The organism is Acinetobacter sp. CFCC 10889 (genome assembly GCF_003268395.1).
Classification (GTDB): domain Bacteria; phylum Pseudomonadota; class Gammaproteobacteria; order Pseudomonadales; family Moraxellaceae; genus Acinetobacter.
Window position 1 is genome coordinate 63,161 of the sequence record NZ_LQXQ01000014.1, and the last position, 25,574, is coordinate 88,734.

Consider the following 25,574-nt stretch of genomic DNA (forward strand, 5'->3'; position numbering starts at 1 on the left):
TAAAGTGTCAGTCATCATCACTGTCTAAGCCAAACTTTTTCAAACGGTAACGTAAAGAGCGAAAAGTCATACCGAGTTTTTTTGCGGCTAAGGTTCTATTCCAATGCGTCTGGTTTAAGGCATTGAGTAATACTTCTTTTTCCACTTTTTCTAAGAACTGTTCTAAGCCCTCAGAGGGTATTTTTCCTGAAGCCTCTTGCGATGTCGTTAAAGTTTCAGAACTTAAAGAAGGCTCTGATTTTTCAACATGAAAATTACGTTTTTGTGAATATTGTAAATGTTCAATACAGATCAGATGAGTATCACATAAAGTAATGGCACGTTCGATCATATTGCGTAATTCACGGACATTACCAGAATAGGGCTGTGCTTGTAAAAAGCGTTGAGCATCCTCAGACAGTTCTTTACTCGCAATATCCCACTCTAAACAAATATTTTTTATAAAATGTTCTGCCAAAATGAGAATATCTTTGCCACGCTCACGTAAGGGGGGTAAATGTAAATCCATGACATGAATGCGAAAGAATAAATCTTGTCTAAATTTGCCTTGTTGTACCCGTTCTTCAAGGTTTTGATGAGTCGCACTGATGATACGAAAATCTACATCAATTTCTTGTTCACTGCCAAGTGGGCGAATCTTTTTTTCTTGTAACGCACGTAATAGTTTGCTTTGTGTGTTTAAGGACAGTTCCGCAATCTCATCTAAAAATAGGCATCCGCCATTAGCAGACTGAATTAGCCCAAGTTTGTCTTGGGTTGCTCCTGCAAAACTGTTGCTGACATAACCAAACAGCTCTCTTTCGATCTGGTCTTCAGAAATCGCACCACAGTTAATCACCACAAAAGGGCTGTCACTACGGTTACTTAACTTATGAATTAGATTGGCAACCACTTCTTTGCCTGTACCAGATTCACCTGAAATAAAAACGGGTGCTTGTGAACGTGCAACTTTTTTGATGGTTTCCTTGAGTTTCAGCATAGGTTTTGATTCACCGACCAGAAGCTGATGTTCAAGTTGCAGATTTTCTTCACTAAAATCGATTAAAGGTACATGTAAGGCTTTGGTCAGAAGTTGGTGTAAATGCTGCTGATTGATCGGTTTATTGACGAAATCAAAAGCACCAGCTTTGAGTGAAGCAATCGCAATTTCCATATTGCCATAGGCTGTCAGTACCGCAATAGGTACTTTGGGATAATGCTGTGTGACATGTTTGACCAAATCTAAACCACTACCATCAGGTAGGTTTAAATCAGTAATGCAGGCATTGTAGTTGTGTTCACTAAAGAACAATTTGGCTTGTTGTAGATGATGTGCGATATGGGTTTTAATGCCCATGCGTGACAAAGTCATTTGCATGAGTAAGCATAAATCATGTTCATCATCCACAAGTAGAACTAATGGTTGTCGTGTGGTCATATCCCCAATAACCTAAATTAAGTTTTCAATGGGCACTCTATTCGAAAACATGCCCCTTTTTGTTTTTGCTCTATATACATCAACTTGGCTTGATTTGCTTCACAAATACTTTGTGATAAATATAAGCCCAATCCTGTTCCATTGATTTCCGTAGTAAAAAAGGGTTGAAACAGTTGTGCAAGATTTTGTCTCGCAATCCCTTCACCGAAGTCTATCACATCAATATACAGATGTTGAGCATCTGCATGTACCATAACTTGAATAAAATGCGCATCTTCAGCATTATGACGGATCGCATTACGAATTAAATTGATTAAAACTTGTCGTAGTTGAGATTCGTCAAATTGCACAATGAGTGGTTTTAATAAATGTAGTGCAATTTGATTTTGAATATCTGCTAAATCATTTTTAAATAAGTCTTTAAAAAAATGTTCTAAGACAATATCCGACATGATGGTTTTTCTATTTTTTGCCATGTCTAAGGTTTGTTGAATAATTTGATTAATACGCTGGCTTTGGCGATCAATCATTTGATTCAGCATTAGGCGTTGTTCAGCATCTGCATCTAAAGCTAACTCATTGGCTTGGGCAATGGCTGCTAAAGGATTACGAATTTCATGAGCGATACTGGCGGACAGTTGTCCTAAAGAAGCCAGTTTTAATTGTTGCACTTTTTGATTAATTTTTTGAGAGTCTTCTAAGGTCAGTAGTGTTAACGCTTGATGTGGCACAATTAATTTTTGTACCCGAATATCAACAGTATAATGGCTTTGATTTGATTGAAACTGAAAGCGTTGTCCTTCTTCCAAAGGCTTTTCTTGTAGTAAATCAAATAATTCTTTTTGAAATTTAATCAGAGAATATTGTTCATGTGCATAAGCATATAGCGGGGCAATTCCTAACAAAGAACATGCAGCAGGATTGCAGACCACAATACGATAATTCTCATCCAAAACCAAATAGCCAAGTTCAATTTGTTCTAAGATATAACGGTTAATATTTTGTAATTTTAATAACTCTAAAGACTGTAAAGAGTTAATGGTTTCTAACACTCTAAAGCGTTGGATCGAGACTTGTCCGAGTCCATAGACAAGAAAAAATAAAAAAGCTAAAAGTGCACTGTTACTGATATTGTTGAGATTAGAAACATCAAAAAATGTACCAACAAATTGTTGATAAATCACAGCAATGATGGAAATTAAGGTTACGATCAAGGCTTCATTTTTTTTCAATAAAAAGTTTGCTGAAAAAACCATGATCACGAATAACAGACTAATCGAAAGACTAGGACCACCAAGTGCAAATGTGAGCGTGCTTAGAAATAAAATATCAGCGAGAAAAATAGCAAAAAGCTGTTCTGAAACAAATCTAGTAAAAAATTTCAGTGAGAGTAATTGTATAAAGCTAACAAAGCTAAAAATAATTAAGCTGTCAAAATATAATGTGCTATGTAAAAAAGTGAGAGCGTGGCGTTCAGCGGTAAAAATAAAAATGACAATTAAACACAGTGCTAAACTCAGTCGATAAACTGAATATAATGTGCCTAGACGGTAAATGGTTTGTTGTAAGGAGCTTGCCGCCGCAGGCCACATCGTATTCATTGGCATAGCATTCTAGGGTTTGATTAGACCATAGCGTATGGCTAAATGAGTTAGTTTTACATCGCTATCAATGCCTAATTTCTCAAAAATACGATAGCGATAAGTATTAACCGTTTTGACACTGACAAAAAGTTTGTCTGAAATTTCTTGTGCACTGATACAGTTGACCACCATCATAGCGACTTGCATTTCACGTTCAGATAAAGCATCGAAAGGTGAGCTTTGATTGTCAGATAAATAAGAACTAGCGAGTTGTTCTGCAATATCTGCACTAAAGTATTTACCGCCTTGCATGACTTTATTGATGGCACGAACCATTTCAGAAATAGGTGCTCCTTTGGTGATATAACCACGTGCGCCAGCTTTTAATAATAAAGAAGGATAGGGTTCTTCGGCTAAGCCACTTACTGCAAGAACTTTGGTATCGGGTGCTGTTTGTAATAAACGACGAGTTGTTTCAACACCGCCAATACCGGGCATATTTACATCTAATAAAACCACATTGGGATGTTGCTGTCTGACGATGGCAATGGCTTCTTCGCCTGATTCAGCCTGACCAATCACTTGAATATCGGCTTGATCTTCAAGCATACGACAAATGCCTGTACGCACTAATTCATGGTCGTCTACCACTAAAACCGTGATCACTAAGACCTCCTTATATTTTCAAAAAAGCAACTTTTTTGTTACACAAAGCAAAAAGTACTTGCAATGTCATAACAAAATTAGCAATGCTACTCATAATCTTTCTTCAATATTTATGCACAATGACCTAGCTAATTTGTTTCTTCAATATTAGTCATGTTTCGGTGTAAATGTAAGCCATAATTGAGGTAATAAGCAATAGCGCAAAAAGCCTCCCTGAAATGAGTAAGTTACCGTGAAAAAGTCAAAAAAAACGTTAATGCATGCCCTGTCTGCCGCAGTGCTACTCAGTTTGAGTTCAGCAAGTTTCGCAGATCTTGTGATGAATTCTTCGGGGGGGACACAGCGTGCTTCGATGAGTTGGTCAACTGATGATGCAAGTCAGTTGCTTAATGGGGATTCCATTGGTGATGATGGGGATGAGCCATCTCCACCAGGTTCAGTGACTTATTTGTCAGCACCACCAACCACAAAATCATACAATACAACCACAGCAGTACCTACACAACAATCTGTTCAAATTTCAGATACTAACCGATATTTAAACCAACCATCAGTCAGTGCACGTGCTGCATTGGTGATGGATGCCAATACAGGTGAAGTGCTCTATAGTAAAAATACCAATACAGCTTTGCCAATTGCCTCTATTACTAAGTTAATGACAGCGGTTGTGACAGCAGATGCACATTTAAATATGTCTGAAGACATCATGTTGCAATCTATTGATTTTGCAGGTGCGGGGGGTAAAAACTCAAGCTCAACTTTAAAAGTTGGCGATACGATGAATCGTGCTGAAATGCTTTTGGTGGCATTGATGAAGTCTGAAAATCCTGCTGCTGCTGCTTTAGCACGAACTTATCCGGGTGGTCGCCCTGCTTTTATTGCCGCAATGAATGCTAAAGCTCGTCAATTGGGTATGCACTCAACGCATTTTACCGAGTCTACAGGTTTAGACCCACGTAATGTGTCTTCTGCACGTGATTTGGGTGTGTTGGTGAGTTCTGCATCACAGTATGGTTTAATTCGTCAGTTCTCGACCACAGCACATTATGACTTCAATCTTGGCTATCGTGTATTAAAATCGAACAATACCAATGCGATGGTGCGTAATGGTGGTTGGAATATTAATATTTCAAAAACAGGTTATATTAATGAAGCAGGACGTTGTGTCGTAATGCACACGACTGTAAATAATCGTCCTGCTGTTGTAGTGCTATTGGGTGCAAGCACATCACAATCTCGTACCAATGATGCAACGAATTTATTAAATTGGGTGAGTAATTTACCAAAACGTATTTAAAAATAAGTTGTAAAATGACCCTTCCATTGTGAAGGGTTTTTTATCTTCATAAATAAAAATCAGGGAAATAAGATGATGACTTATGTGATTAGAGAAAAATATTTTGGTTATAACGATGAAGTTTTTTATGCTTCAGGCAATCGGATTGCAGGTATTTTTGATCATAAAGAACAAGCGGAAATGATCTATAAGCAACTTGAAATTAATGGGGCACGTGATTTTGCATTATATGAGGTTGAGGCATTGTTTGATGCAGATGAGGCACTATTAAAAAAATTGGATGATTTTGTCTTTTCACGTTGTGGTAAACATATTTATCAAGAGGGTGAGGTTTCTCGTGATTCATTGCCTGAAAGCTTGAGTGATGAGGATACTTTGGAATTTATTCAAATTGCAAATATGCATAAATTTCAATTGGTTAAATTTGAAAATGAAGTTAAATTTTATGCACTTTGGTCAGTCAAACAGCAGAAATGGGTGGAAGAACATGATGAGTTTTTTGCAAGTCTAGTTTATGCAGACCAGCCTGAGCAATTAAAAAGTAATGTAAGAACAATTTTTGCAGATTACGATTATGGTGATATTCAGCTTAAGGGTTCTTTTGAAGAGTTATCTGATCAGCCTGTACTTTTGCAAGCAATGATCAATGCCCAATCTGGGTTGAAATATAATCAGAAAACTCAAACTTTAATTATTATGCAAGGCTGGGAAGAAGAGGGATTATATGCGGTTAATCCTTTATTAAAACAGCCTTTATTTGAGATTAGGGAGATAGAGCTTGAAGAAATCCAAAGAATTGAAAAAGAGTTAGCTGTACAATATAGTTATGATAATTACGAATAACGTTTCTTTTTATGGTTGTAAATAAAAAACCTGCACTTGGTATAATGCTGATCAGTTAAGCAAAATTATTTGAAAAATTCCTAAAATCTCCCCTCTTGCGTAGCCTAGCTACTCATCTTTGAAAAAGAGGGGAACTTCTTGTAACTAAAATGGTTTTTAGTAATGAAAAGCCCCCTCCTTTGGAAAAGGTGGGGAACATGTTCCGCAAGGGGAGGATTCAAAAATCCTTGACTGACTGGCATTATGCACTTGGCAGGTTTTTTACATCCATTCAAATTTTACATATTTGAAAGAATAGAATCACGAACTTGATTAAGTTCAGCATCAATTGACAACATCACTGCATCAGCACATTGTTTGATTGCAGTATCAGGGTCTTTCAAGCCATTCCCTGTTACAGTACATACGATCACAGAACCTTCAGCAATTTTACCTGCTTTAATATCACGGATCGCACCACCGATAGATGCAGCAGAAGCAGGTTCAACAAACACGCCTTCATACATTGAAAGCATACGCTGTGCTTCTAAGATTTCAGCATCTGTCAATTCATCAAACCAACCGTTTGAATCACGAACAACCGCTTTCGCATGGTTAAAGCTCTGTGGATTACCGATACGGATTGCAGTCGCAACAGTTTCAGGGTTTTCTACAGGACCACCGCGTAGGAATGGTGCTGCACCAGATGCTTGGTAACCGACCATGATTGGGCGACCTGCTGGTGTTTGACCCGTGAAAGCATCAGCTTCTGCATCATAAATCACTTGGTCTTTTTCAAAGCTGAAATTTTCAGTTAAAGCTTCGGTATAACCCATCCAATGTGCAGTGATGTTACCTGCATTACCGACTGGCAAGCAGTGATAATCAGGTGCACGACCCAAAGCATCTACGATTTCGTAAGCAATGGTTTTTTGACCTTGTAAACGGTAAGGATTGATTGAGTTTACAATCGTTACAGGTGCTTGATCAGCAACTTCTTTCACAAGACGCATACCATCATCAAAGTTACCGTGAATTTGTAAAGTCACAGCGCCGTACATCATTGACTGTGCCATTTTACCCATAGCAATTTTGCCTTCAGGGATTAAAACAAACGCTTTGATGCCTGCACGTGCAGCATAAGCAGCCGCAGCCGCAGAAGTATTTCCTGTAGATGCACAGATGATGGCTTTAGAACCTTCTTCTACAGCTTTGGTTACAGCCATGGTCATACCACGGTCTTTAAATGAACCAGTCGGGTTTAAGCCCTCATACTTCACATAGATTTCAACATTTTTACCGATCAAACGTGGAATATTGTCCAGTTTAATGAGTGGGGTATTCCCTTCATTTAACGAGATAGCACGTGTAGTTTGAGATACTGGTAAGCGGTCACGATAGCGATCAACAAGTCCTGTATAGCGATTTGCATTAGACATGAGGGTGTTCCAAGTGTTATGTAGAGCAAATAGAGATATTTGTTAATTGACCTAAGCTACGCATTTTCAATGAGTTTGCTTGCGTAATGACTCCTCTTAAAGAAAAGAGGAGCTTTAGGAAAATTTAAACCCGATTAGTTATCAAGCAATTCTAAACGAATTCGTACGATTTCGCCATGAATCACAGGTAAAGCTTGAATTTTTGATAAAGCTTCGTTCATTTTCGATTCAACCACTGGATCAGTTAAAATCACAATAGGAATCAAATCTTTCAAACGTGGTTGTTGCATAATGGCATCAATACTAATGCCTGCACGACTTAAAATCGTAGTGACATCTGCAAGTACACCTGTCTGATCTTCAGCATTGATACGGATGTAATAACCTGTTGTCATCTCATCACTTTCTAAGATGGGTAGATCTGAAAGTGCTTCAAATGCCAATTGTGGAATAGTTCCTGAGCCATCTTCTGTATAGATAATGTCACGAACAATGTCAACGACATCAGCAACAACCGCAGAAGCTGTAGGACCTGCGCCTGCACCTGCACCGTAATACAATGTTGGACCAACGGCATTGGCTTGAACAAGAACCGCATTTTTCACGCCATTAACATTTGCAATCAATTCTTCAGCAGGAATTAGAGTTGGATGTACACGTAATTCGATGCCTTTAGCAGAACGGCGTGCAATACCTAAGTGTTTGATGTTATAGCCAAGCTCAGCCGCATATTTGACATCTTGTGCGGTGACTTTGGTAATACCTTCGGTATAGACTTTATCGAACTGTAATGGAATACCAAATGCACATGATGCCAAAATCGTGAGTTTATGTGCAGCATCAATGCCTTCAACGTCAAAAGTTGGATCAGCTTCGGCATAACCCAGTTCTTGTGCTTCTTTTAAAACGTCATCAAAAGCACGACCTTTTTCACTCATTTCTGTGAGGATAAAGTTACCTGTGCCATTGATGATCCCCGCAAGCCATTCGATTTTGTTGGCAGCCAAACCTTCACGGATGACTTTGATAATTGGAATACCACCCGCAACAGCCGCTTCATAAGCGATCTGTACATGATGATCATCAGCTGCTTTAAATAGCTCATTGCCATGTTCAGCAAGTAGTGCTTTGTTTGCTGTTACGACTTGTTTGCCATGCTTAATCGCTTCCATGATCACTTCATAAGCAGGATGAATACCACCCATCACTTCAACCACGACATCAACATCAGGTTGGCGGACAATGTCGAGTAGATCAGCACTTTGTTTCACACTTGCAGGTAAATTTAAATCTGGACGTGGGCGACGTGTGCCTACGTGGGTAATTTCAATTTCACGACCGGTGCGACGTCTAATTTCAGCAGCGTTTTCTTGTAATAGTTTAAGGGCACCACCACCTACGGTTCCAAGACCGAGTATTGCCAGACGTACTGGTTTCACGTCACACTCCAATTATGCATATAAATTTTAATAAGCTTAGATCATAGCTAAAAAATGCGCCAGACTCTAGAGGCTGGCGCATCTTTATGTTTTACTATAAAAAATAGTAAATTAACCTATAAATATTGGTTATTTAAGGCGAGAAGCTAACTCATCTGCAGTCATATATGCACCGATATGTTCACCCTCTGCATTATAAATCGCAGGTGTACCATTCACGCCCATTTTCAAGCCAAGTTCGTACTGGGCACGAACAGGATTTTGACATGTTGCAGGTGGAAGCTGTGCACCTGCAATCGCTTGGTCAAACGCTGTCTGACGATCAGCACTACACCAGACACTTTCCATCGCAGGCATAAATTGTTCACCACGTGGCCATGCGATATAACGAACTTCAATGCCTTTGGCATTAATTTCAGGAATTTGCTCATGCAGTTTATGGCAATACGGGCAACTTGCATCAGTAAAGACGTAGATCACATGTTTGGTTTTGCCTTTAGCTGGGTAGACCAATAAATCTTCAGTTTTTAATTGTGATAAATGCTTTTTATTTTCGGCAGCTTGCAGTGATTCACCAATACTACTGAGTTCCTTGTCCCCTAAACGAATGACATCACCTTGGATTAAATATTTACCATCACCTGTGGCATAGACAGAACTCATCCCTTCTAGGCTAACCCAGTATAAATTTGGCATTTCGGTGGGTTTTACATCCAAAATTTTGGCATTAATATTGGCTTTCTTAAAATGCCCTTGTAAGGTTTGGATCAAGCGTTGCTGTGCATTACGTTCAGTCAAATTTGATGCTTCGCCTGTCGCAGGTGCAGTCGCTGTTAAGGTATCATCTTTTTTTGCATCAGGAGATTTAGAGCAAGCGCTGAGTGCAAGACCACTCGTAAGCATACAAGCAAGCATTAATTTTGAATGTTTTAATTGCATAAATAACTCTTTTGGTTGTTCAGCATGATTTTTAGGAATGCATTTTGAGCGAATAAGCATAGCAAAAAAAATCATGGTGTACGTTAAAACTTGATTAAGGGCGGTAAATTAGCGATATAAAAATTGATTGTTTAAGCACGTGGGTGATGTTGTGCATGAAGCTCTTGCATACGTACTTGGGCAACATGAGTATAAATCTGTGTGGTAGATAGGTCACTATGTCCAAGTAACATTTGTACAACCCGTAAATCTGCGCCATGATTGAGTAAATGGGTTGCAAAGGCATGTCGAAGCGTATGAGGTGAGAGTTCAGTTTGAATACTGGCTTGCAAGGCGTAACGCTTAATTGCATACCAAAAATTTTGTCGACTCATGATGCCACCATGTTGGGTCAAAAATAAGTAATCCGTGCTGCTCTTATACAGTTGAGCACGTGCTTCATTTAAATATTTTTCAACCCATTCACAGGCGATTTGTCCTAAAGGCACTAAACGTTCTTTATTGCCTTTACCTACAATACGTAAATAACCTTGTTTTAAATTAATCAAATCCAAACGTAGATTTAGCAATTCACTCACCCGTAAACCACAAGCGTATAAGACTTCTAACATGGCACGGTCACGTAGCCCTAAAGCTGTGTTTAAATCAGGCGCTTGAATTAAGGCATCAACATCTTGTTCAGACAGGTCTTTCGGTAATGCTCGCCCAATTTTTGGGGTTTTATGCGCCACCATGGGGTTGTCTAAACGTATTTTTTGTTCACGTAAGAATTTATAAAATGAGCGTAATGCAGATAGACAACGCGCAATAGAGCGAGGGCTTTTCCCTTGTTTGGTCAAACTAATTGTTACATCTGAAATGTCATCATGTGACCAGTCAGGTAAATATTGTGTTGAGCATTCACTGCATTGAATGAGATCAGATAAATAAGCGTTTCGAGTATGTGGGCTAACTGTTTGTGCAATTAAATAGTCTTTATAACCATTTAAAAAACTCAAATTTTCAGGAATGGTCACAGCCGTTGGAATGCGGGGTTTTTTATTGAGCATGAGTGAAATGAACTAAGCTTCTTAAATCTATAATGGCAATGTAGACCAAAAAAAAGTAGAAGTCGAATATGTGCAGAGAATGAGAATTGTAATCAAACCTTACTTGGTAATTATTCTCATTTGTATGTATAATCGACCTAAATACCGTTTCTTTTTTAGGGTCAGTTGCAGTGCGTTTGTCAGAATTGAAAGTAAAGCAGACTGCTATTATTACTAAAGTTAATCGAACATTAGCTGATAATTCAAGTCAACCCGATCTCGTTGCGAGTCGTTTAGAAACCTTAGGTTTTGTGCCTGGTACAACTGTGCAAGTAATTACCAAAGGTATTTTTGGGGGTGATCCGATTTTAATTCAGGTTGGATTTACCCGTTTTGCCTTACGTAAAATTGAAGCGGCACGTATTGAAATTGAACAAAATATACAAGGAGCTTCCGCATGAGCGAAACTTTAAGAGTTGCTTTGGTCGGAAATCCAAACTGCGGTAAAACCTCTCTTTTTAACCACTTAACAGGAACACGTCAAAAAGTTGCCAACTATGCAGGGGTGACAGTTGAACGTAAAGTTGGTGCATTTACCTTGCCTTCAGGGCGAGCAGTACGTGTGTTGGATTTACCTGGTGCATATAGTTTAAATGCAACCAGTCCTGATGAAGAGATTACCCGTGATGTGGTTTTAGGTAAAATTGCAGAAGAGCAAGAACAAGATGCTTTTTTGTGCGTGGTCGATGCCACCAACTTAAAATTACATTTAGGTTTAGTACTTGAAATTATTGCTCAAGGTAAGCCAATTTTACTTGTCTTGAACATGATGGATGAAGCACGTCGTCGTGGTATGCAGATCAGTACTGAGAAGCTCGCACAGCGTTTGGGTGTTCCTGTGGTGGAAACAGTTGCAGTGCGTAATGCAGGTATTGAAAACCTCATGGGTGCACTGGATCAAGAGAAATTCCGTACACCTGACGCAGCACTAAGTGATGTGATTCTAACAGGTTCAAATCATGACAAAGTGACTCAGATCTTAAGAGATGTGGTGATTTTTGTTGATCAAGAAGATAAACGAACAGATGTTCTTGATAAAATATTTTTGCATCCTGTTTTAGGTTTAGCAAGTTTAGCATTGATGATGTTTGTGGTGTTCCAAGCGGTGTTTGCTTGGGCAGAGCCGATCATGACCTTGATTGAAGATGCATTTGCATGGCTTGGTGAATTTGTTGGTCAATTCATTTCTGCACCATTGCTCAATAGCCTTGTCGTTGATGGCGTGATTGCAGGTGCTGGTGGTGTTGTGGTGTTCTTGCCACAGATTTTGATTTTATTCTTCTTTATTTTGGTTTTGGAAGAATCAGGCTATTTACCACGTGCAGCATTCCTCTTAGATAAATTGATGTTCAAAGCGGGTTTAAGTGGTCGTTCATTTATTCCTTTGCTTTCAAGTTTTGCTTGCGCCGTACCGGGGATTATGGCGACCCGTAGTATTAGTGATCCACGAGATCGTTTAACCACGATTTTTGTGGCACCCCTGATGACTTGTTCGGCACGTTTGCCTGTATATGCTTTGTTGATCGCAGCATTTATTCCATCGCAAACAGTATGGGGTTTCTTGAATTTACAAGGTTTGGTGCTCTTTGCTCTGTATATGTCAGGGATCGTCAGTGCCTTGATTGTTGCAACTGTTTTGAAGTTTTTCCAAAAAGATAAATCAGAACATGCCTTGTTAATGGAACTACCGAGTTATCGTATTCCTGATGTGCAAAGTGTGTTGATTGGCTTGCTTGACCGTGCCAAGATCTTCTTAAAGCGTGTCGGTGGTATCATCTTCGCTTTGTCTATTTTGCTTTGGTTCTTGTGTACTTTCCCACAACCACCAGAAGGTGCAACTTTACCTGCAATTGATTATTCATTCGCTGGGATGCTTGGGCATTTGATGCAACCAATTTTTGCACCACTTGGTTTTAATTGGCAAATCTGTATTGCATTGATTCCAGCGATGGCAGCGCGTGAAGTCTTAGTGGCATCACTAGGTGTCGTGTATGCTTTGTCTGCAACAGATGAAGATGCAGTCTCTCAAGGTTTGTCACAATTGATCAGTCAGGGTGATTTGAGTTGGTCATTGGCAACAGGTCTGTCGTTATTGGTATGGTTTATTTATGCACCGCATTGTTTGGCGACATTAGCAACAGTGAAGCGTGAAACAGGTTCGTGGAAAACAGTAGCAGGTATGACAGCTTATTTATTTGGCTTGGCATATTTGATGGCATTTTTAACTTATCAAATTGCATCACATTATTTCGGTGCTTAGGTTTTAATCGTATAGCGTTCAAGATTTTGGGCAATCAGTGAGGAATTTGAAATGATTCAATTTTTGATTATTGCAGCATTGGTGGTTTGGAGTGCAATTTTTGTATTTAAGAACGTATTTCCCAAATCAGCCTATTCAGTATTTTCTAAACTTGCCCAATTTTGCCGATCTAAAGGTTGGAATAGTTTAGCAAAATGGATTCAACCTGCGATGGTGGCGGGTTGTGGCGGTGGGTGTGGTTGTTCAACTAGTGATGCACCTGCGAAAAAAGCTGAAGTTCAAGCGGTAAAGTGGAAATAAAAGCTCTTAAATTGTTTAAAAGCCATTCTGATAGTAGAGTGGCTTTTTTATTTGGATGTATAAAAATGAAAAATAAAATGCGAAAAATAACAGTCAATAACATTGTTTATTTATACAGAATTCAATCGAGATATTATGGTGATAACACGGCAGTTGTAACGCTGAGAATTTATATGGAAGGTTGTCGAAATGCACCTTATATCATGGGCTTTCAGTGTTTTGAGGGAAATTATGATGGTGCAGTTTTAGCGGTAGGGACAACCGTATTCAATACACAAACCCATCTCACAGAATATGTTAATTTGCATCGTCCTTATTTTGTCCGCTTATGCATTTTAAAAGCCTTGGAAGAGGGTTGGGATGCTTCAGAAAAACAAATCAACAATGATGGGATGCAGTTTTTGTCTGAGCTTAATCTGGATATTTCCAAAATTATGCCTAAAGCAACTCAGATTGAATGATACAGTTTGGTAAAATATGACAGTTTTTTTACGCACTGACACAAAAATTCTCAAGAAATCTCAAACAGAAAAAGCTTTCAAATCGGCAAAGTGCTAACATTTTGCAAGTTTCAAAATTTACTTCGAGTGGGACAATAATGTTAATTCAACGTGGTGGCTTAAAAGTCGTTGCAGGGCTAGGTATTTCAGGTGTTTCAGCTGTTAATTTTTTACATGAAAAAGGTTATCGGGTTGCAGTGACTGATTCACGTGATGTTCCACCGGGGCATGACAAAATTCCAAGCGATGTGCAAACCAGTTTTGGACATTTTGACCAAGAATTATTATTACAAGCCGAAGAAATTATTATTAGTCCGGGACTCGATCCGAAACTCCCTGAAATTCAAGCGGCGATTGCACAAGGTATTCCTGTGATCAGTGAAATTCAGGTTTTGCGTCGTGCAACTGATAAACCGATTGTAGCCATTACTGGTTCAAATGCAAAAAGTACCGTCACCACTTTAATTGGTTTAATGGCACAAGAAGCAGGCGTAAAAGTGGCAGTTGGGGGAAATCTAGGGCGTCCTGCATTGGATTTAACCCATGATGATCCTGATGTGTATATTTTAGAACTTTCAAGCTTCCAACTCGAAACCACATCAAATCTCAATGCTGAAGTGGCTGTGGTGCTGAATATGAGTGAAGACCATTTGGATCGTCATGGTGATATGTTTGCTTATCACACTGCAAAGCATCGTATTTTCCAAGGTGTAAAAAAAGTGGTCTTTAACCGTGATGACTCTCTGACTCGTCCTTTAGTTCCTGATGTTACTCCAATGCAAAGCTTTGGTTTAAATGCACCTGATTTAAATCAATATGGTGTTTTGCGTGAAGACAATGGCTCGATTTGGTTGGCACGTGGTCGTGAACGTTTGCTCAACAGTGCAGAGATGTATATTCAAGGTACACATAATGTTGCCAATGCTTTGGCATGTTTAGCATTGGGTGAGGCGATTGGTTTACCTTTAGATAAAATGCTGGAAACTTTAAAAACCTTTAAAGGTTTAGAGCATCGTTGTGAGTTCGTTAAAGAAGTCGATGGCGTACGTTATTATAACGATTCGAAAGGAACCAATATTGGCGCAACTTTGGCTGCAATTGATGGTTTAGGTGCTGCAATTGATGCGAAAGGTGGCAAAGTTGCTATTATTCTCGGTGGTCAAGGCAAAGGGCAAGATTTTACTGCATTACGTGAATCTTTAAGTAAATATGCCAAAGTTGCAGTGCTGATTGGTGAGGATCGTCCTATCATCGAAAAAGCCATTCAAGGAACTACAACACTTTTACATGCTGAGTCCTTACAAGAAGCAGTAGAATTGTGCCAACAAAATACCCATGTGCATGATGTGGTTTTACTTTCACCTGCATGTGCAAGTTTTGATATGTTTACAGGTTACCCAGAGCGTGGTCATCGCTTTGTAGATTATGTAAATGCACTAAACTAAAAAAAATCATAAGGATGTACGTATGGCTGGGTTTGCTCAGACAACAGTCAGTAAAATTACAGCGGTGTGTGAACGTTGGGTTCCTAAAATTCCTGCGGAAATTACACCTCGTAATTTACTTATTTTTTGTGTCATTTCACTTTTATGTTTGGGTACGGTAATGGTGGCTTCAGCCTCTATGCCGTATGCAGAACGTATGCATGAAGCGCCATTTCACTATGTGATTCGTCACACGATTTCGATTGTGGTTGCCGCAGTTGCTGCTGCGATCACTTATCGTATTAGTCTAAATGTATGGTTTAAAAATACGTTTTTACTTTGGTTTGTCACCATCTTATTGCTTGCAGCGGTACTTGTTGTGGGGACTGAGGTAAATGGTTCGACACGTTGGATTCGAATAGCAGGTTTTACCTTGCAGGCAACAGAAGTTGCAAAAGTGGTGATGATTATTTTCACTGCGGACTATGTAGTGCGCCGTTCAACTGAGGTGAAATATGGTTGGGCAGGTTTCTTTGTCTTAAAGAGTTGGAAAGGGCTTGGGCGACTGGCTGTGGTGATGGGGTTAACTGTATTGTTAATTTTGCTAGAACCAGATTTAGGTGCAACCGTTGTAATCGCTGCTTCGATGCTGGGTGTTTTTTTCCTTGCGGGTGCACCAGCTATTCAGTTCGGTATTGCATTTGGGGCGATTATCACCGCATTTATCTTCTTGATTATTTTAGAGCCATATCGTTTAAGTCGTTTGATGTCATTCTCAAATCCTTGGGAAGATCCATTGGGTACAGGTTATCAATTGTCCAATGCATTGATGGCATTTGGACGTGGTGAGTGGACAGGTGTGGGCTTAGGGCACAGTATCCAAAAAATGGCGTATTTACCTGAAGCACATACCGACTTTATGTTGGCAATTTTGGGTGAAGAATTTGGTTTCTTTGGTATTACCACTGTTTTAGTTTTATCTTTCGGCATGTTGTTTTGTTGTATTCGCATTGCACATCGTGCCTTGAAGCATCAATATTTACGAGCAGGTTATTTGGCGTATGGCATTAGTATCATTTTCTTATTACAGATTTTGGTAAATGCAGGCATGAACATGGGCATGTTGCCAACCAAAGGTTTGACTTTGCCCTTCATTAGTTATGGTGGTTCATCGTTGATTATGTGTGCAGTGATGATCAGTTTGATTTTGAAAATTGATGCCACAACACGTATTTCTAATCCGTCCAAAGAAGAATCAAGTTTCTAAATTTGATTATTGAAAATTTAGCTTGAAGCATGGTGCTATGAATGAATATTCTAGCGCCATTTTTATTGGAAAATACCTTGAATTTCGGTTCCTTTTGGAATGCGTTGAATATCCCATTGAGCGATTGCTTGAGCAAGCATTTTGTGTGGTTGGTCAATATCCACAGCACTTTGTCCTAATGCTAAAATTGCTTGTTGTAGAAGTTGAGGTGCATTTTGAATATTAAGAGCTTGTGCCAAATTTTGTTTAGACAGTTTTTGCCCTTGATCATTCATCGCTAGAGGAAGGTGCATATATTCTAATTGTGGGTAGCCGAGACACTGTCCAAGCCAGATTTGTCGTTCAGTATTGTCCAAAAGATCTGCACCACGTACCACATGGGTCATGCCTTGCAGAAAATCATCTACAACCACAGCCAATTGATAATTGATAATGCCATCACGGCGTTTTAAAACAAAATCACCTAAATCATGCTGTAGATTTGAACAATGTTGACCTTGTAGGCGATCTTCAAAACAGATGTTCTGATCGCTGACTTTGATGCGAATGGCTTGATGCTCAAAGTCTAAATGTTTGTCACGGCAAGTACCGCTATAGATATGATTTGAACCCAACATTTTGCGGGTACATTCACAGGCATAGACGAGGTTTTTTTGTTTGAGCTGCTGAATGACAGCTTCATAAATGTCTAAACGCTCTTTTTGATAAATGATCTCGACATCGGATTCAAATTCAAAAGCATCTAAACATTGTAGAATGTGTTGTTCGCTGTTGGGGTAGATTCGAGGGATATCGGTATCTTCAATGCGAACAATCCATTGTCCATGATGCGCTTTGGCATCACAATAACTAGCAACAGCTGTAATCAAAGACCCAAAGTGTAAAGGACCAGTTGGCGATGGCGCGAACCGTCCCTTATATGAGCAGCGATTAAGCAAAGCATCGCTTTGCCGCTGCGCAAGAGCCAAGCTGTGCTTGGCTGAGATATCATTAACAGTCACAATTAACCGTTATTTTGCTTCTCTTTGATCTCTGCAAGTGTTTTACAGTCGATACATAAAGTCGCTGTTGGACGTGCTTCTAAGCGACGCAAGCCAATCTCGATACCACAAGTTTCACAGAAACCATAGTCATCATTTTTAATCGCTTCAATTGACTGCTCAATTTTACGGATCAATTTACGTTCACGATCACGGGTACGTAGTTCAATCGCAAATTCTTCTTCCTGTGTTGCACGGTCATTGACATCAGGTAGGGAAGAAGACTCATCTTGCATCGTATTTAAAGTACGGTCTACTTCAGACATTAACTCAGCTTTCCATGCAAGTAAAATCTTGCGGAAATGCTCAAGTTGCCCTTCAGACATATATTCTTCATTTTTCTTTGGCTGATAAGGCTCAATACCAAAAAGACTTGCAGTGCTACCGCCTTCAGCCGCTTTTGGTTTGGTTTTTCGTACGCGTTTTACAGTCTTGTCGTCCAAAACATCGGTTTGTTCGTCCAAGACTTGGTTTTGGTTGTCATTCGCCATAAAGGGCATTCCTCATCATATACGTATGGTTATACGTAAAAAATATGGTGATATGCAAGTATTTTTATCGCTACCGATAGAATGCTGCTATCGGGGGGCGTCATCATATAGACTTTTTCATCAAGATGAAAGCAGTCAAACTTGCAATTTCGCACTCAAAGTCCATTTAAGGTGGAATAACTTAAAGCAAAATTGTTGAAATGAAAAGCTAATAACCTGAAATTTCATCATTTATTATTTTGTTATAGTCTTTTAGGCGGAAAACAGTGCTTTCAAATTGCCCATCAGATTTTAAATGTAAATAACGATAACCAGGTGCTGTATCATCTAACGCAAAATTTTTACTTAAAGGTTTAAATTGAGCACAGGTTGCAGGCGTTGATAAAAATTGAATATTTTCCCAAACTGTTAAAGATTCTTGATGAACGTGTCCAAACAATACTGCTTTAATATTGGTAAATTGTGACAATACGTTGGTTAAATGCTCAGTATTTTTGAGTTTGTGTTGATCGATCCAATCAGAATGCATATCTACAGGATGATGATGGCAAGCTAAAATCACAAATTTATCTTGAATACGAGTGAGTAAGTTTTCTAAATGATTGAGTTGTTCAGCCTGAATCCAGCCATCCACTTTATGAGGAACAGCACTGTTGAGTAAAATAATACACCAATCTCCAATTTCTACACATGCAGGTTTAGGATTAGGCACTAAAAAGGGAAATAAATTGATGTCATCATGATTTCCCGGAATTTGGAAAAAGGGAATACCTAAACTACGCATATAGTTTTGATAGCGCTGATAGGTTTCAGTGGTTGCTTGCTGCGCAAGATCGCCAGTATGTACAATCGCATCAATACGTGGATGTTCTTGTAAAATTTGCGCAATAACAGCATGAAAGTTTTGTTCAGGAAAGATTCCAATAAAACTTTCATTGGGGTCAGTCATTAAATGTGTATCAGTAATTTGAATAATGACATGATCTTGGCGTTTTGAGATGATCTTATATTTGGACATGTCATCTCCTTCTACATTATATTGAGTAATGCAATGCGTTGTTTTAACCATTGCAATGCAATAATAATAGGTGCATTACATAGACGAGTTCCAGTAAGCAACTCATCTAAAACAGAATAATCTAAAATATGCAGTTGGATATTTTCACCTTCATCAGCAACACCAAAAACACCACCTACTGTTGGCAGTTCTGCTTGTGCGGTATAAAGGTGGAAAATCTCATCACATGCACCAGCTGATGGATAAAAACTAAAAATATGTTGTAGTTGGCTGAGTTCACAGCCCGATTCTTCTAAACTTTCTCTACGAATACAGGCTTCAGGTGATTCATCACCATCAAGTACGCCTGCAATAATTTCAATTTGCCAAGGTGATACAGGATCATTCATTGCCCCAACACGAAATTGTTCAATTAAGGCAAATTTTTGTTGTTGATCATTGTAGATCAGTACGCCAGCAGCTTGTTTACGTTGAATCAGTTCACGTTGAATGGGTGCTATATAGGTTGTTTGGTTAAACAGACGATGTCTTAAACTGACTTTTTCGACACGTATAAAACCTGAATACAATATTTCACGAGATTGTATTTCAACATCTTGATGAGAATAAGTCGCACATTGGGTAATATTCATGAATAAAAAATTAGGATGAAACATAGTCGTTCCATCCTAACGGAGAATTGATCAAAGACAAATCATTTTTTAATGCTTTAAACTTTATGGTACAACTTTTGCCCATGTTCCTGATAAGCGGTTTTCATGGCAGCGAGACCTGCTTCAACATCAGGATTAACTTGAGTATTTTGCTCAGCTTTATTTTGATTTTGTGCATAATCTCGCACATTTTGGGTAATCTTCATAGAACAGAACTTTGGACCACACATTGAACAGAAGTGCGCTGACTTGTGGGCTTCTTTCGGCATGGTTTCATCATGCATTGAACGTGCCGTATCAGGGTCTAAACTCAAATTAAACTGGTCTTCCCAACGGAATTCAAAACGTGCTTTGGACAGAGCATTATCACGAACTTGCGCTCCTGGATGACCTTTAGCGAGATCCGCAGCATGTGCTGCAATTTTATAAGTGATAATACCGTCTTTGACGTCTTTCTTATTCGGTAAGCCCAAGTGTTCTTTGGGTGTGACATAGCAAAGCATTGCAGTACCGTACCAACCGATCATCGCTGCACCAATCGCAGAAGTGATATGGTCATAACCTGGTGCAATATCTGTGGTTAAAGGACCAAGTGTGTAGAATGGCGCTTCCTGACAGACTTCAAGTTGCAAGTCCATATTTTCCTTCACCATGTGCATTGGTACATGTCCTGGACCTTCGATCATCACCTGTACATCATGTTCCCATGCACGATGGGTCAATTCACCTAAAGTACGTAGTTCAGAGAATTGCGCTTCATCATTAGCATCTTGAATACAGCCTGGACGTAAACCATCCCCCAGACTGAAAGACACATCATAGGCTTTCATGATTTCACAGATTTCATCGAAATGGGTATACAGGAAGTTTTCCTCATGATGTGCCAAACACCATTGCGCCATGATTGAACCACCACGCGACACGATCCCTGTCAAACGATTTGCTGTCATTGGTACATAACGCAATAATACGCCTGCATGAATGGTAAAATAATCCACACCTTGTTCAGCTTGCTCGATCAACGTGTCTTTGAAAATTTCCCATGTTAAATCTTCTGCGACACCATCAACTTTTTCTAAAGCTTGGTAAATCGGTACAGTACCAATTGGCACAGGTGAGTTACGGATAATCCATTCACGGGTTTCATGGATATTTTTACCTGTCGACAAATCCATGATCGTATCTGCACCCCAACGGGTTGCCCACGTCATTTTCGATACTTCTTCATCAATAGATGAGCCGAGTGCAGAGTTACCAATATTGGCATTGATTTTTACTAGGAAGTTACGCCCAATAATCATTGGCTCACATTCAGGGTGGTTAATATTGGCAGGAATAATGGCACGACCTTCAGCCACTTCTTTACGGACAAATTCAGGCGTGATTTCCATTAGATTACGTGCGCCAAAGTTCTGTCCTGCATGTTGACGCATATCGACGCCTTCACGCTGGCGTTGGTTTTCACGAATCGCAATATATTCCATTTCAGGAGTAATAATGCCTTGCTTGGCATAATGCATTTGCGAGACGTTTTTACCTGTTTTGGCACGACGTGGTTTTTGAATGTGGGCGAAACAAATTTCAGCAGTACGAATATCTTTTAAGCGTTCCTGCCCGAAAGCAGAAGTGAGTGTGTCTAAGTGTTCAGTATCTTCACGTTCCGCAATCCATGTTTCACGAACATTTGGCAAACCTTTATTCAGATCAATTTGCACATTTGGGTCGGTATACACGCCAGAAGTATCATAGACCATGATTGGTAGATTTTTTTCACCACCTAAGCCTGTAGGCGTATCCGTGAGTTCAATTTCACGCATCGGCACTTGAATATCTGGGCGTGAACCTTGGATATAGACTTTTTTCGATGCAGGTAAAATTCGAGTGAGATCTTTAGCTTCTTGTTCATGTTGAGCGAGTTGATCAACAGGGGATAGATTTGTTAATTGGTTCATTGCAATGATCCTTATGAATGACATCAACGAATCAAGCACGACCAAAAACGATGGCGATTTAGTCTATTATCTGGCATTTATTCACAGTTTTATGGAGTGAATAAATGGTATTTCTACTGAAACAGATAAATCTGGAGCTGTGGTTTTCAGACTGGCTTGATTCCTACGCAGGTTTTAACCTGATCAGGTTCAACGGTACTCATCTTCATTAGATGATCTCAGCGAGGGAATACTCGCGCTCCGTCAAGCGATGTCACGATACTATCATGAGATGTCGATAAAAACATCTCTATTCAATGGGGTAGTAAATGGATTAGTAAGAAATGTCTTTACATAAAACGTGATGATGACAATCACGTTGATCATTGCGAGATTCTAAGCTCATGTATTGTTTGACAAAATTATAGGCATCTTGCTCATCATTTAACTTTGGTGCAGGTTCTGCTAATGCTTCACGATAAAATTGTGCACTGAGAACAAGCGGTGTATCAGGTTGTGTTTCAAGCCAATCCAGTGCTTGTTGAGTATCTGGTTGAATAGTAAAGCGATGGTTGTAAAAGCTAAATGCAGGTGAATTGTCCGAACCGATAAAGATGAGATGTTGATATTCGTTGAATAATAATTCAGCATCTTTACGGTACTTACTCTTTGGATACTGCTTAATATAGTTTTCCCAAAATAATGCCCGTTCAGCAAGCGCTTGACCTGAAATCGCAATCGCTGAATCTGAATATAAAATATTTGCATTGTCTTTTGCCATGCGTTGTATAAACACAGCTTCATCTTTAGGTAAATACGCTGTGAACATATCTACTGCATATTGCGGATGCTGTTTCAGCTCAAAATAGCCCTCACCAATATCTAAAAATTGGATGTATTGTTTTCCGACTTGATCCATTAAATATTGATCACGTTGTGGCAAAGTTTTTTTGATGGTTGCAGCATCGCCTTGTCCTAAATCTTGCGCATTTTCAGGATAATCTTTTGCATAGCCATAGGCGTTTAAGCCCTGCATTGCCTCATCACCTGAAGTGGTGGTTAAAAAGCGTTGATACATCAAATGAGAATGATCAATTAACTGATAAATTTGTGCATGACTCAATTCAGGCACACATTTTTTGAGGGCAGTATTGGCAGCAGTCAGTTGTTGAATCGAACTTTTTTGATCAATACGAGATAAAATGTCTTTGGTATCGGAAAAACAATCCGCGGTTGTTAAAATAGGTTCGACTTTTTCTTGTTTAGAAGAAAGTTGTTCTGTTGAATTGTTTTTTTGATGACAAGCACTGAGTGCAATACAACTGAGTAGACAATAAACTATTTTTTTCATCGTATGGGCTTTATTTAAAATCAAAAAATGAAAATGAATCGTGATGATAAGTGTTTCTATGAGCATACATAGATTTTTATACATAAAGAATATTTTATTTGAAAATCAAATACGTCATTTAACTATTTTGTGTCATACAGATAGAATCTCGAAAACAATCACGATTTTTACTGTTTAAATTTATATTTTTTAAATTCAGAAAATGATTTAACTGTGCTACAGCCAATTGATGAGGATTATTGACCACTTTCTCAAGTTGTGGTGTGGGCAATACAATTTTTTCTAAACGCTGTTCAGGTGTCATGTTGATATATTCAACAAACTTATGCGCTTGTTTCGCTAATGTGCTGTCATTTTGCTGTGCTAAAGTCTCGATTTCTAACCAAACAGATGCTGAAATATCATTTGAATCGCTATATTGTTCTGAGATCGGAGAAGACTCTAAACCTTTGAACAATAAAGCTTGATATGTCTGCGCTAAATATTGAGCATCTTTTAGATAATGACTTTGTGGATAGCTTTGAATATAACTTTCCCAAAAAATCGCCCGTTGTACGATTTCATTCGGTGTGATGCTAAGCTTTTGGTTTTGTAATAATACTTGGCTGTTTTGTTGTGCCAATTGCTCAATAAAAACACGTTCTGCTTCAGGTAAATAAGGGGCAAAAACTTTGGCTAAATATTGTGGATTACGGCGATAAAAAATTTGTTTTGGACCTTGATCGACCAATTCGATATATGCTTGACCTTGATGGCGAATCAAATATTGATCACGAATATTTAACTGTTCAAAGTGGCTTTGTTGAATAGTCGGGTAGTCTGATTTGCTCAACGTATAATTTTCAAAAGCAAGTTGTTGTGTTGGCGTACGTTCAATACTTAAAAATTGTTTATACATTTGATTGGATAGGGTAATGAGCTCTTTCTGTTCATCCCATTCCATCAAAGGTAAACATAAACGAATATCTTGGTTGACTTGCTCAATGGCTAAAGCGGTACGTTGAGCATTCATTGCCAACATTTCTTTTTTTAAATTTTCACAAATTAATGTCAAATCGGGTTGTACTTTCTCCGCTTTCGGTGCTTCTTTGGTCTCGACGATGATCTCTGGTTCAGGTTTTTGGCATGCCGAAAGTACAGCGCAAAGACTGCAGAGTATACTCAATGACTGTATGGGTTTAAGTGAGAATTTAAAATTCATTTGATCATAAAAAACAGAACAGTAGGGGGAATTTACACAGACTATTGTCACTTAAATCGCATGTAAAGAATGCAATATTTTGTAGTTTTCTGACGTGAATACGTTACATCAACCATAGTTTTTTATACATTAGACAGATGTTGTATAGCCGAAATGTATTTTTATTATACTTTTGAAAAGTAGATGACTCACTGTGAAATATTTAACAGTTGTCATTAAAATTTCATAATAGCTATGTTTAAATACGCCAATTTAATTCATGTCATTTAATTGGTTGTGGAGTGAGCATCTTGAGCCCAAATAATCCTGCATTAGGACATCATATTTCTTCACAATTCAATGAAGATTTACAAGGTGTAAATACTAAATTTATGACCATGGGTGGGTTGGTTGAACAACAAGTGGCAAATGCCATTCATGCTTTATTAGATACCAATGCCAATTTAGCCATTGATGTGCAATTCCAAGACAATGCAGTGAATCAATTTGAGCGTGAAATTGATGAAGCACTGACATTGATTTTAGCGCGCCGCCATCCTGCTGCGATTGATTTACGTATGGTGATTGCGATGAGTAAAGCCAATACAGATCTAGAACGTATTGGTGACGAAGCAGCAAAAATAGCCCGCATTGCTCAAACACTTTGTGAAGAGGGTGAGTCACCACGTGGTTATATGGAAACTCGTCATATTGGCAATCAAGTTCGTGTCATGATCCATGATGCACTGGATGCATTTGCCCGTATTGATGCAGAGCAAGCCTTAAAAGTGTTATTGGCAGATGCCGATATTGACCGTGAATATCAATCAGCAACACGTACTTTGATGACTTATATGATTGAAGATCCTCGTCATATCAGCCGTGTAATCAATGTGATGTGGGTGCTGCGTTCTTTAGAGCGTATTGGTGATCATGCACGTAATATTTCAGAGCAAGTGATTTATATGGCGAAAGGTTTTGATGTGCGCCATACCAACATTCAAGAAATTGAAGAAAAAGTACAAGGTAAATAAGCCATTTAAGTTTATATTTATGTACAAGAGCCTTAGCGAAAGCTAGGGTTTTTTTATGTTTAAAATAATGTTGTGATGAGTGTAAAGCTAAAATTTAGACAAAAAAATTCCTAGATTTTTGGGGGAAAACCTAGGAAAGAAAAACAGAAATATTCTGGAGAATATTTGTCTAATGTATTGTCTTGGGGGAACAATGTTTCATTAGCTGATGTAGTTATCATATGAAAAAAAACTGCAACAGTCATGATGACTCCTGTGTGTTGAATGTAAAATTGCATTTCAACGTGTAATTAAAATGCCTAAATTTACTATGTAGATATATTTTAGAATACTTTTTTTGTGAAAAAGGCTGAAATATTCGAGTTTTATTTTATCTACAAAGTGAAAATAATTTATCTCTAAGTCAATTTTCGGTGTATGACTGGATTTTGATTC

23 protein-coding genes and 1 riboswitch are annotated in these 25,574 nt (G+C 38.7%); of the genes, 9 read left to right on the top strand and 14 right to left on the bottom strand.

Annotated elements, in window-relative coordinates:
* Positions 1-7: 7 nt before the first annotated feature.
* From AVJ19_RS07135 to AVJ19_RS07145, 3 genes are read right to left on the bottom strand one after another with little or no spacing between them, the layout of a single operon-like run.
* Positions 8-1,417 (bottom strand): sigma-54-dependent transcriptional regulator, encoded by a 1,410-nt coding sequence (locus AVJ19_RS07135; protein ID WP_111859069.1) that lies wholly within the window; start codon positions 1,415-1,417, stop codon positions 8-10.
* A gap of 17 nt (positions 1,418-1,434) precedes the next feature.
* Positions 1,435-3,009: a sensor histidine kinase gene (locus AVJ19_RS07140; protein WP_111859091.1), complete on the bottom strand. Its 1,575-nt coding sequence runs from the start codon at positions 3,007-3,009 to the stop codon at positions 1,435-1,437.
* 21 nt (positions 3,010-3,030) lie between these two features.
* Positions 3,031-3,666 (bottom strand): response regulator, encoded by a 636-nt coding sequence (locus AVJ19_RS07145; protein WP_111859070.1) that lies wholly within the window; start codon positions 3,664-3,666, stop codon positions 3,031-3,033.
* A 232-nt stretch (positions 3,667-3,898) separates the two neighbouring features.
* Here AVJ19_RS07145 and AVJ19_RS07150 point away from each other — a divergent pair, with 232 nt between their 5' ends.
* Both AVJ19_RS07150 and AVJ19_RS07155 read left to right on the top strand, forming a co-directional pair.
* On the top strand, positions 3,899-4,963 hold the full coding sequence (locus tag AVJ19_RS07150) for a serine hydrolase (protein ID WP_111859071.1): 1,065 nt from the start codon (positions 3,899-3,901) through the stop codon (positions 4,961-4,963).
* A 72-nt stretch (positions 4,964-5,035) separates the two neighbouring features.
* Positions 5,036-5,806: a hypothetical protein gene (locus AVJ19_RS07155; protein WP_111859072.1), complete on the top strand. Its 771-nt coding sequence runs from the start codon at positions 5,036-5,038 to the stop codon at positions 5,804-5,806.
* A 278-nt stretch (positions 5,807-6,084) separates the two neighbouring features.
* Here AVJ19_RS07155 and thrC read toward each other — a convergent pair whose 3' ends face one another.
* The 4 genes from thrC to xerD form a co-directional block, all read right to left on the bottom strand.
* A complete protein-coding gene (gene thrC / locus AVJ19_RS07160) occupies positions 6,085-7,224 on the bottom strand; it encodes a threonine synthase (protein WP_111859073.1) in 1,140 nt (379 codons plus the stop codon).
* 134 nt (positions 7,225-7,358) lie between these two features.
* Entirely contained in the window at positions 7,359-8,663 is a 1,305-nt protein-coding gene (locus tag AVJ19_RS07165; protein WP_111859074.1) for a homoserine dehydrogenase, read from the bottom strand.
* Between the two features lie 129 nt (positions 8,664-8,792).
* Entirely contained in the window at positions 8,793-9,602 is an 810-nt protein-coding gene (locus tag AVJ19_RS07170; RefSeq protein ID WP_111859092.1) for a DsbC family protein, read from the bottom strand.
* A 131-nt stretch (positions 9,603-9,733) separates the two neighbouring features.
* Positions 9,734-10,651 carry a site-specific tyrosine recombinase XerD gene (gene xerD / locus AVJ19_RS07175; protein WP_111859075.1) on the bottom strand — a complete coding sequence of 306 codons (918 nt, stop codon included), beginning with the start codon at positions 10,649-10,651 and terminating at the stop codon, positions 9,734-9,736.
* A 170-nt stretch (positions 10,652-10,821) separates the two neighbouring features.
* On the opposite strand from xerD, the gene AVJ19_RS07180 reads away from it, so the two are divergent.
* The 6 genes from AVJ19_RS07180 to ftsW all read left to right on the top strand — a co-directional run bounded on the left by AVJ19_RS07180 (position 10,822) and on the right by ftsW (position 16,441).
* Positions 10,822-11,091: a FeoA family protein gene (locus AVJ19_RS07180; protein WP_111859076.1), complete on the top strand. Its 270-nt coding sequence runs from the start codon at positions 10,822-10,824 to the stop codon at positions 11,089-11,091.
* Complete coding sequence (gene feoB, locus AVJ19_RS07185; RefSeq protein WP_111859077.1) at positions 11,088-12,950, top strand: ferrous iron transporter B; 1,863 nt, start codon at positions 11,088-11,090, stop codon at positions 12,948-12,950. Before AVJ19_RS07180 ends, feoB begins: the two co-directional genes overlap by 4 nt.
* Before the next feature lie 51 nt (positions 12,951-13,001).
* Positions 13,002-13,250, top strand: a complete 249-nt coding sequence (locus AVJ19_RS07190; RefSeq protein ID WP_111859078.1) for a DUF6587 family protein — start codon at positions 13,002-13,004, stop codon at positions 13,248-13,250.
* Between the two features lie 77 nt (positions 13,251-13,327).
* A complete protein-coding gene (locus tag AVJ19_RS07195; protein WP_162626560.1) occupies positions 13,328-13,711 on the top strand; it encodes a hypothetical protein in 384 nt (127 codons plus the stop codon).
* 137 nt (positions 13,712-13,848) lie between these two features.
* Positions 13,849-15,195 (top strand): UDP-N-acetylmuramoyl-L-alanine--D-glutamate ligase, encoded by a 1,347-nt coding sequence (murD, locus tag AVJ19_RS07200; RefSeq protein ID WP_111859080.1) that lies wholly within the window; start codon positions 13,849-13,851, stop codon positions 15,193-15,195.
* Between the two features lie 22 nt (positions 15,196-15,217).
* Complete coding sequence (gene ftsW / locus AVJ19_RS07205) at positions 15,218-16,441, top strand: putative lipid II flippase FtsW (protein WP_111859081.1); 1,224 nt, start codon at positions 15,218-15,220, stop codon at positions 16,439-16,441.
* Positions 16,442-16,503: 62 nt separating this feature from the next.
* Here ftsW and gluQRS read toward each other — a convergent pair whose 3' ends face one another.
* The 7 genes from gluQRS to AVJ19_RS07240 all read right to left on the bottom strand — a co-directional run bounded on the left by gluQRS (position 16,504) and on the right by AVJ19_RS07240 (position 24,126).
* Positions 16,504-17,442, bottom strand: a complete 939-nt coding sequence (gene gluQRS, locus AVJ19_RS07210; protein WP_111859082.1) for a tRNA glutamyl-Q(34) synthetase GluQRS — start codon at positions 17,440-17,442, stop codon at positions 16,504-16,506.
* Between the two features lie 2 nt (positions 17,443-17,444).
* Complete coding sequence (dksA, locus tag AVJ19_RS07215; RefSeq protein WP_111859083.1) at positions 17,445-17,972, bottom strand: RNA polymerase-binding protein DksA; 528 nt, start codon at positions 17,970-17,972, stop codon at positions 17,445-17,447.
* A gap of 208 nt (positions 17,973-18,180) precedes the next feature.
* Complete coding sequence (cpdA, locus tag AVJ19_RS07220; RefSeq protein ID WP_111859093.1) at positions 18,181-18,990, bottom strand: 3',5'-cyclic-AMP phosphodiesterase; 810 nt, start codon at positions 18,988-18,990, stop codon at positions 18,181-18,183.
* An 11-nt stretch (positions 18,991-19,001) separates the two neighbouring features.
* Positions 19,002-19,622 (bottom strand): NUDIX domain-containing protein, encoded by a 621-nt coding sequence (locus AVJ19_RS07225; RefSeq protein ID WP_111859094.1) that lies wholly within the window; start codon positions 19,620-19,622, stop codon positions 19,002-19,004.
* A gap of 77 nt (positions 19,623-19,699) precedes the next feature.
* Entirely contained in the window at positions 19,700-21,595 is a 1,896-nt protein-coding gene (gene thiC, locus AVJ19_RS07230; RefSeq protein WP_111859084.1) for a phosphomethylpyrimidine synthase ThiC, read from the bottom strand.
* Between the two features lie 143 nt (positions 21,596-21,738).
* A riboswitch (TPP riboswitch) is annotated at positions 21,739-21,848 on the bottom strand.
* A 60-nt stretch (positions 21,849-21,908) separates the two neighbouring features.
* Positions 21,909-22,925 (bottom strand): hypothetical protein, encoded by a 1,017-nt coding sequence (locus tag AVJ19_RS07235; protein WP_162626561.1) that lies wholly within the window; start codon positions 22,923-22,925, stop codon positions 21,909-21,911.
* A gap of 118 nt (positions 22,926-23,043) precedes the next feature.
* Positions 23,044-24,126 carry a hypothetical protein gene (locus AVJ19_RS07240; protein ID WP_171334175.1) on the bottom strand — a complete coding sequence of 361 codons (1,083 nt, stop codon included), beginning with the start codon at positions 24,124-24,126 and terminating at the stop codon, positions 23,044-23,046.
* A 290-nt stretch (positions 24,127-24,416) separates the two neighbouring features.
* Between AVJ19_RS07240 and phoU the strand changes: the two genes are divergently transcribed.
* Positions 24,417-25,139, top strand: coding sequence for a phosphate signaling complex protein PhoU (gene phoU / locus AVJ19_RS07245; RefSeq protein ID WP_111859086.1), 723 nt, complete (start codon positions 24,417-24,419; stop codon positions 25,137-25,139).
* Positions 25,140-25,574 lie beyond the last annotated feature (435 nt).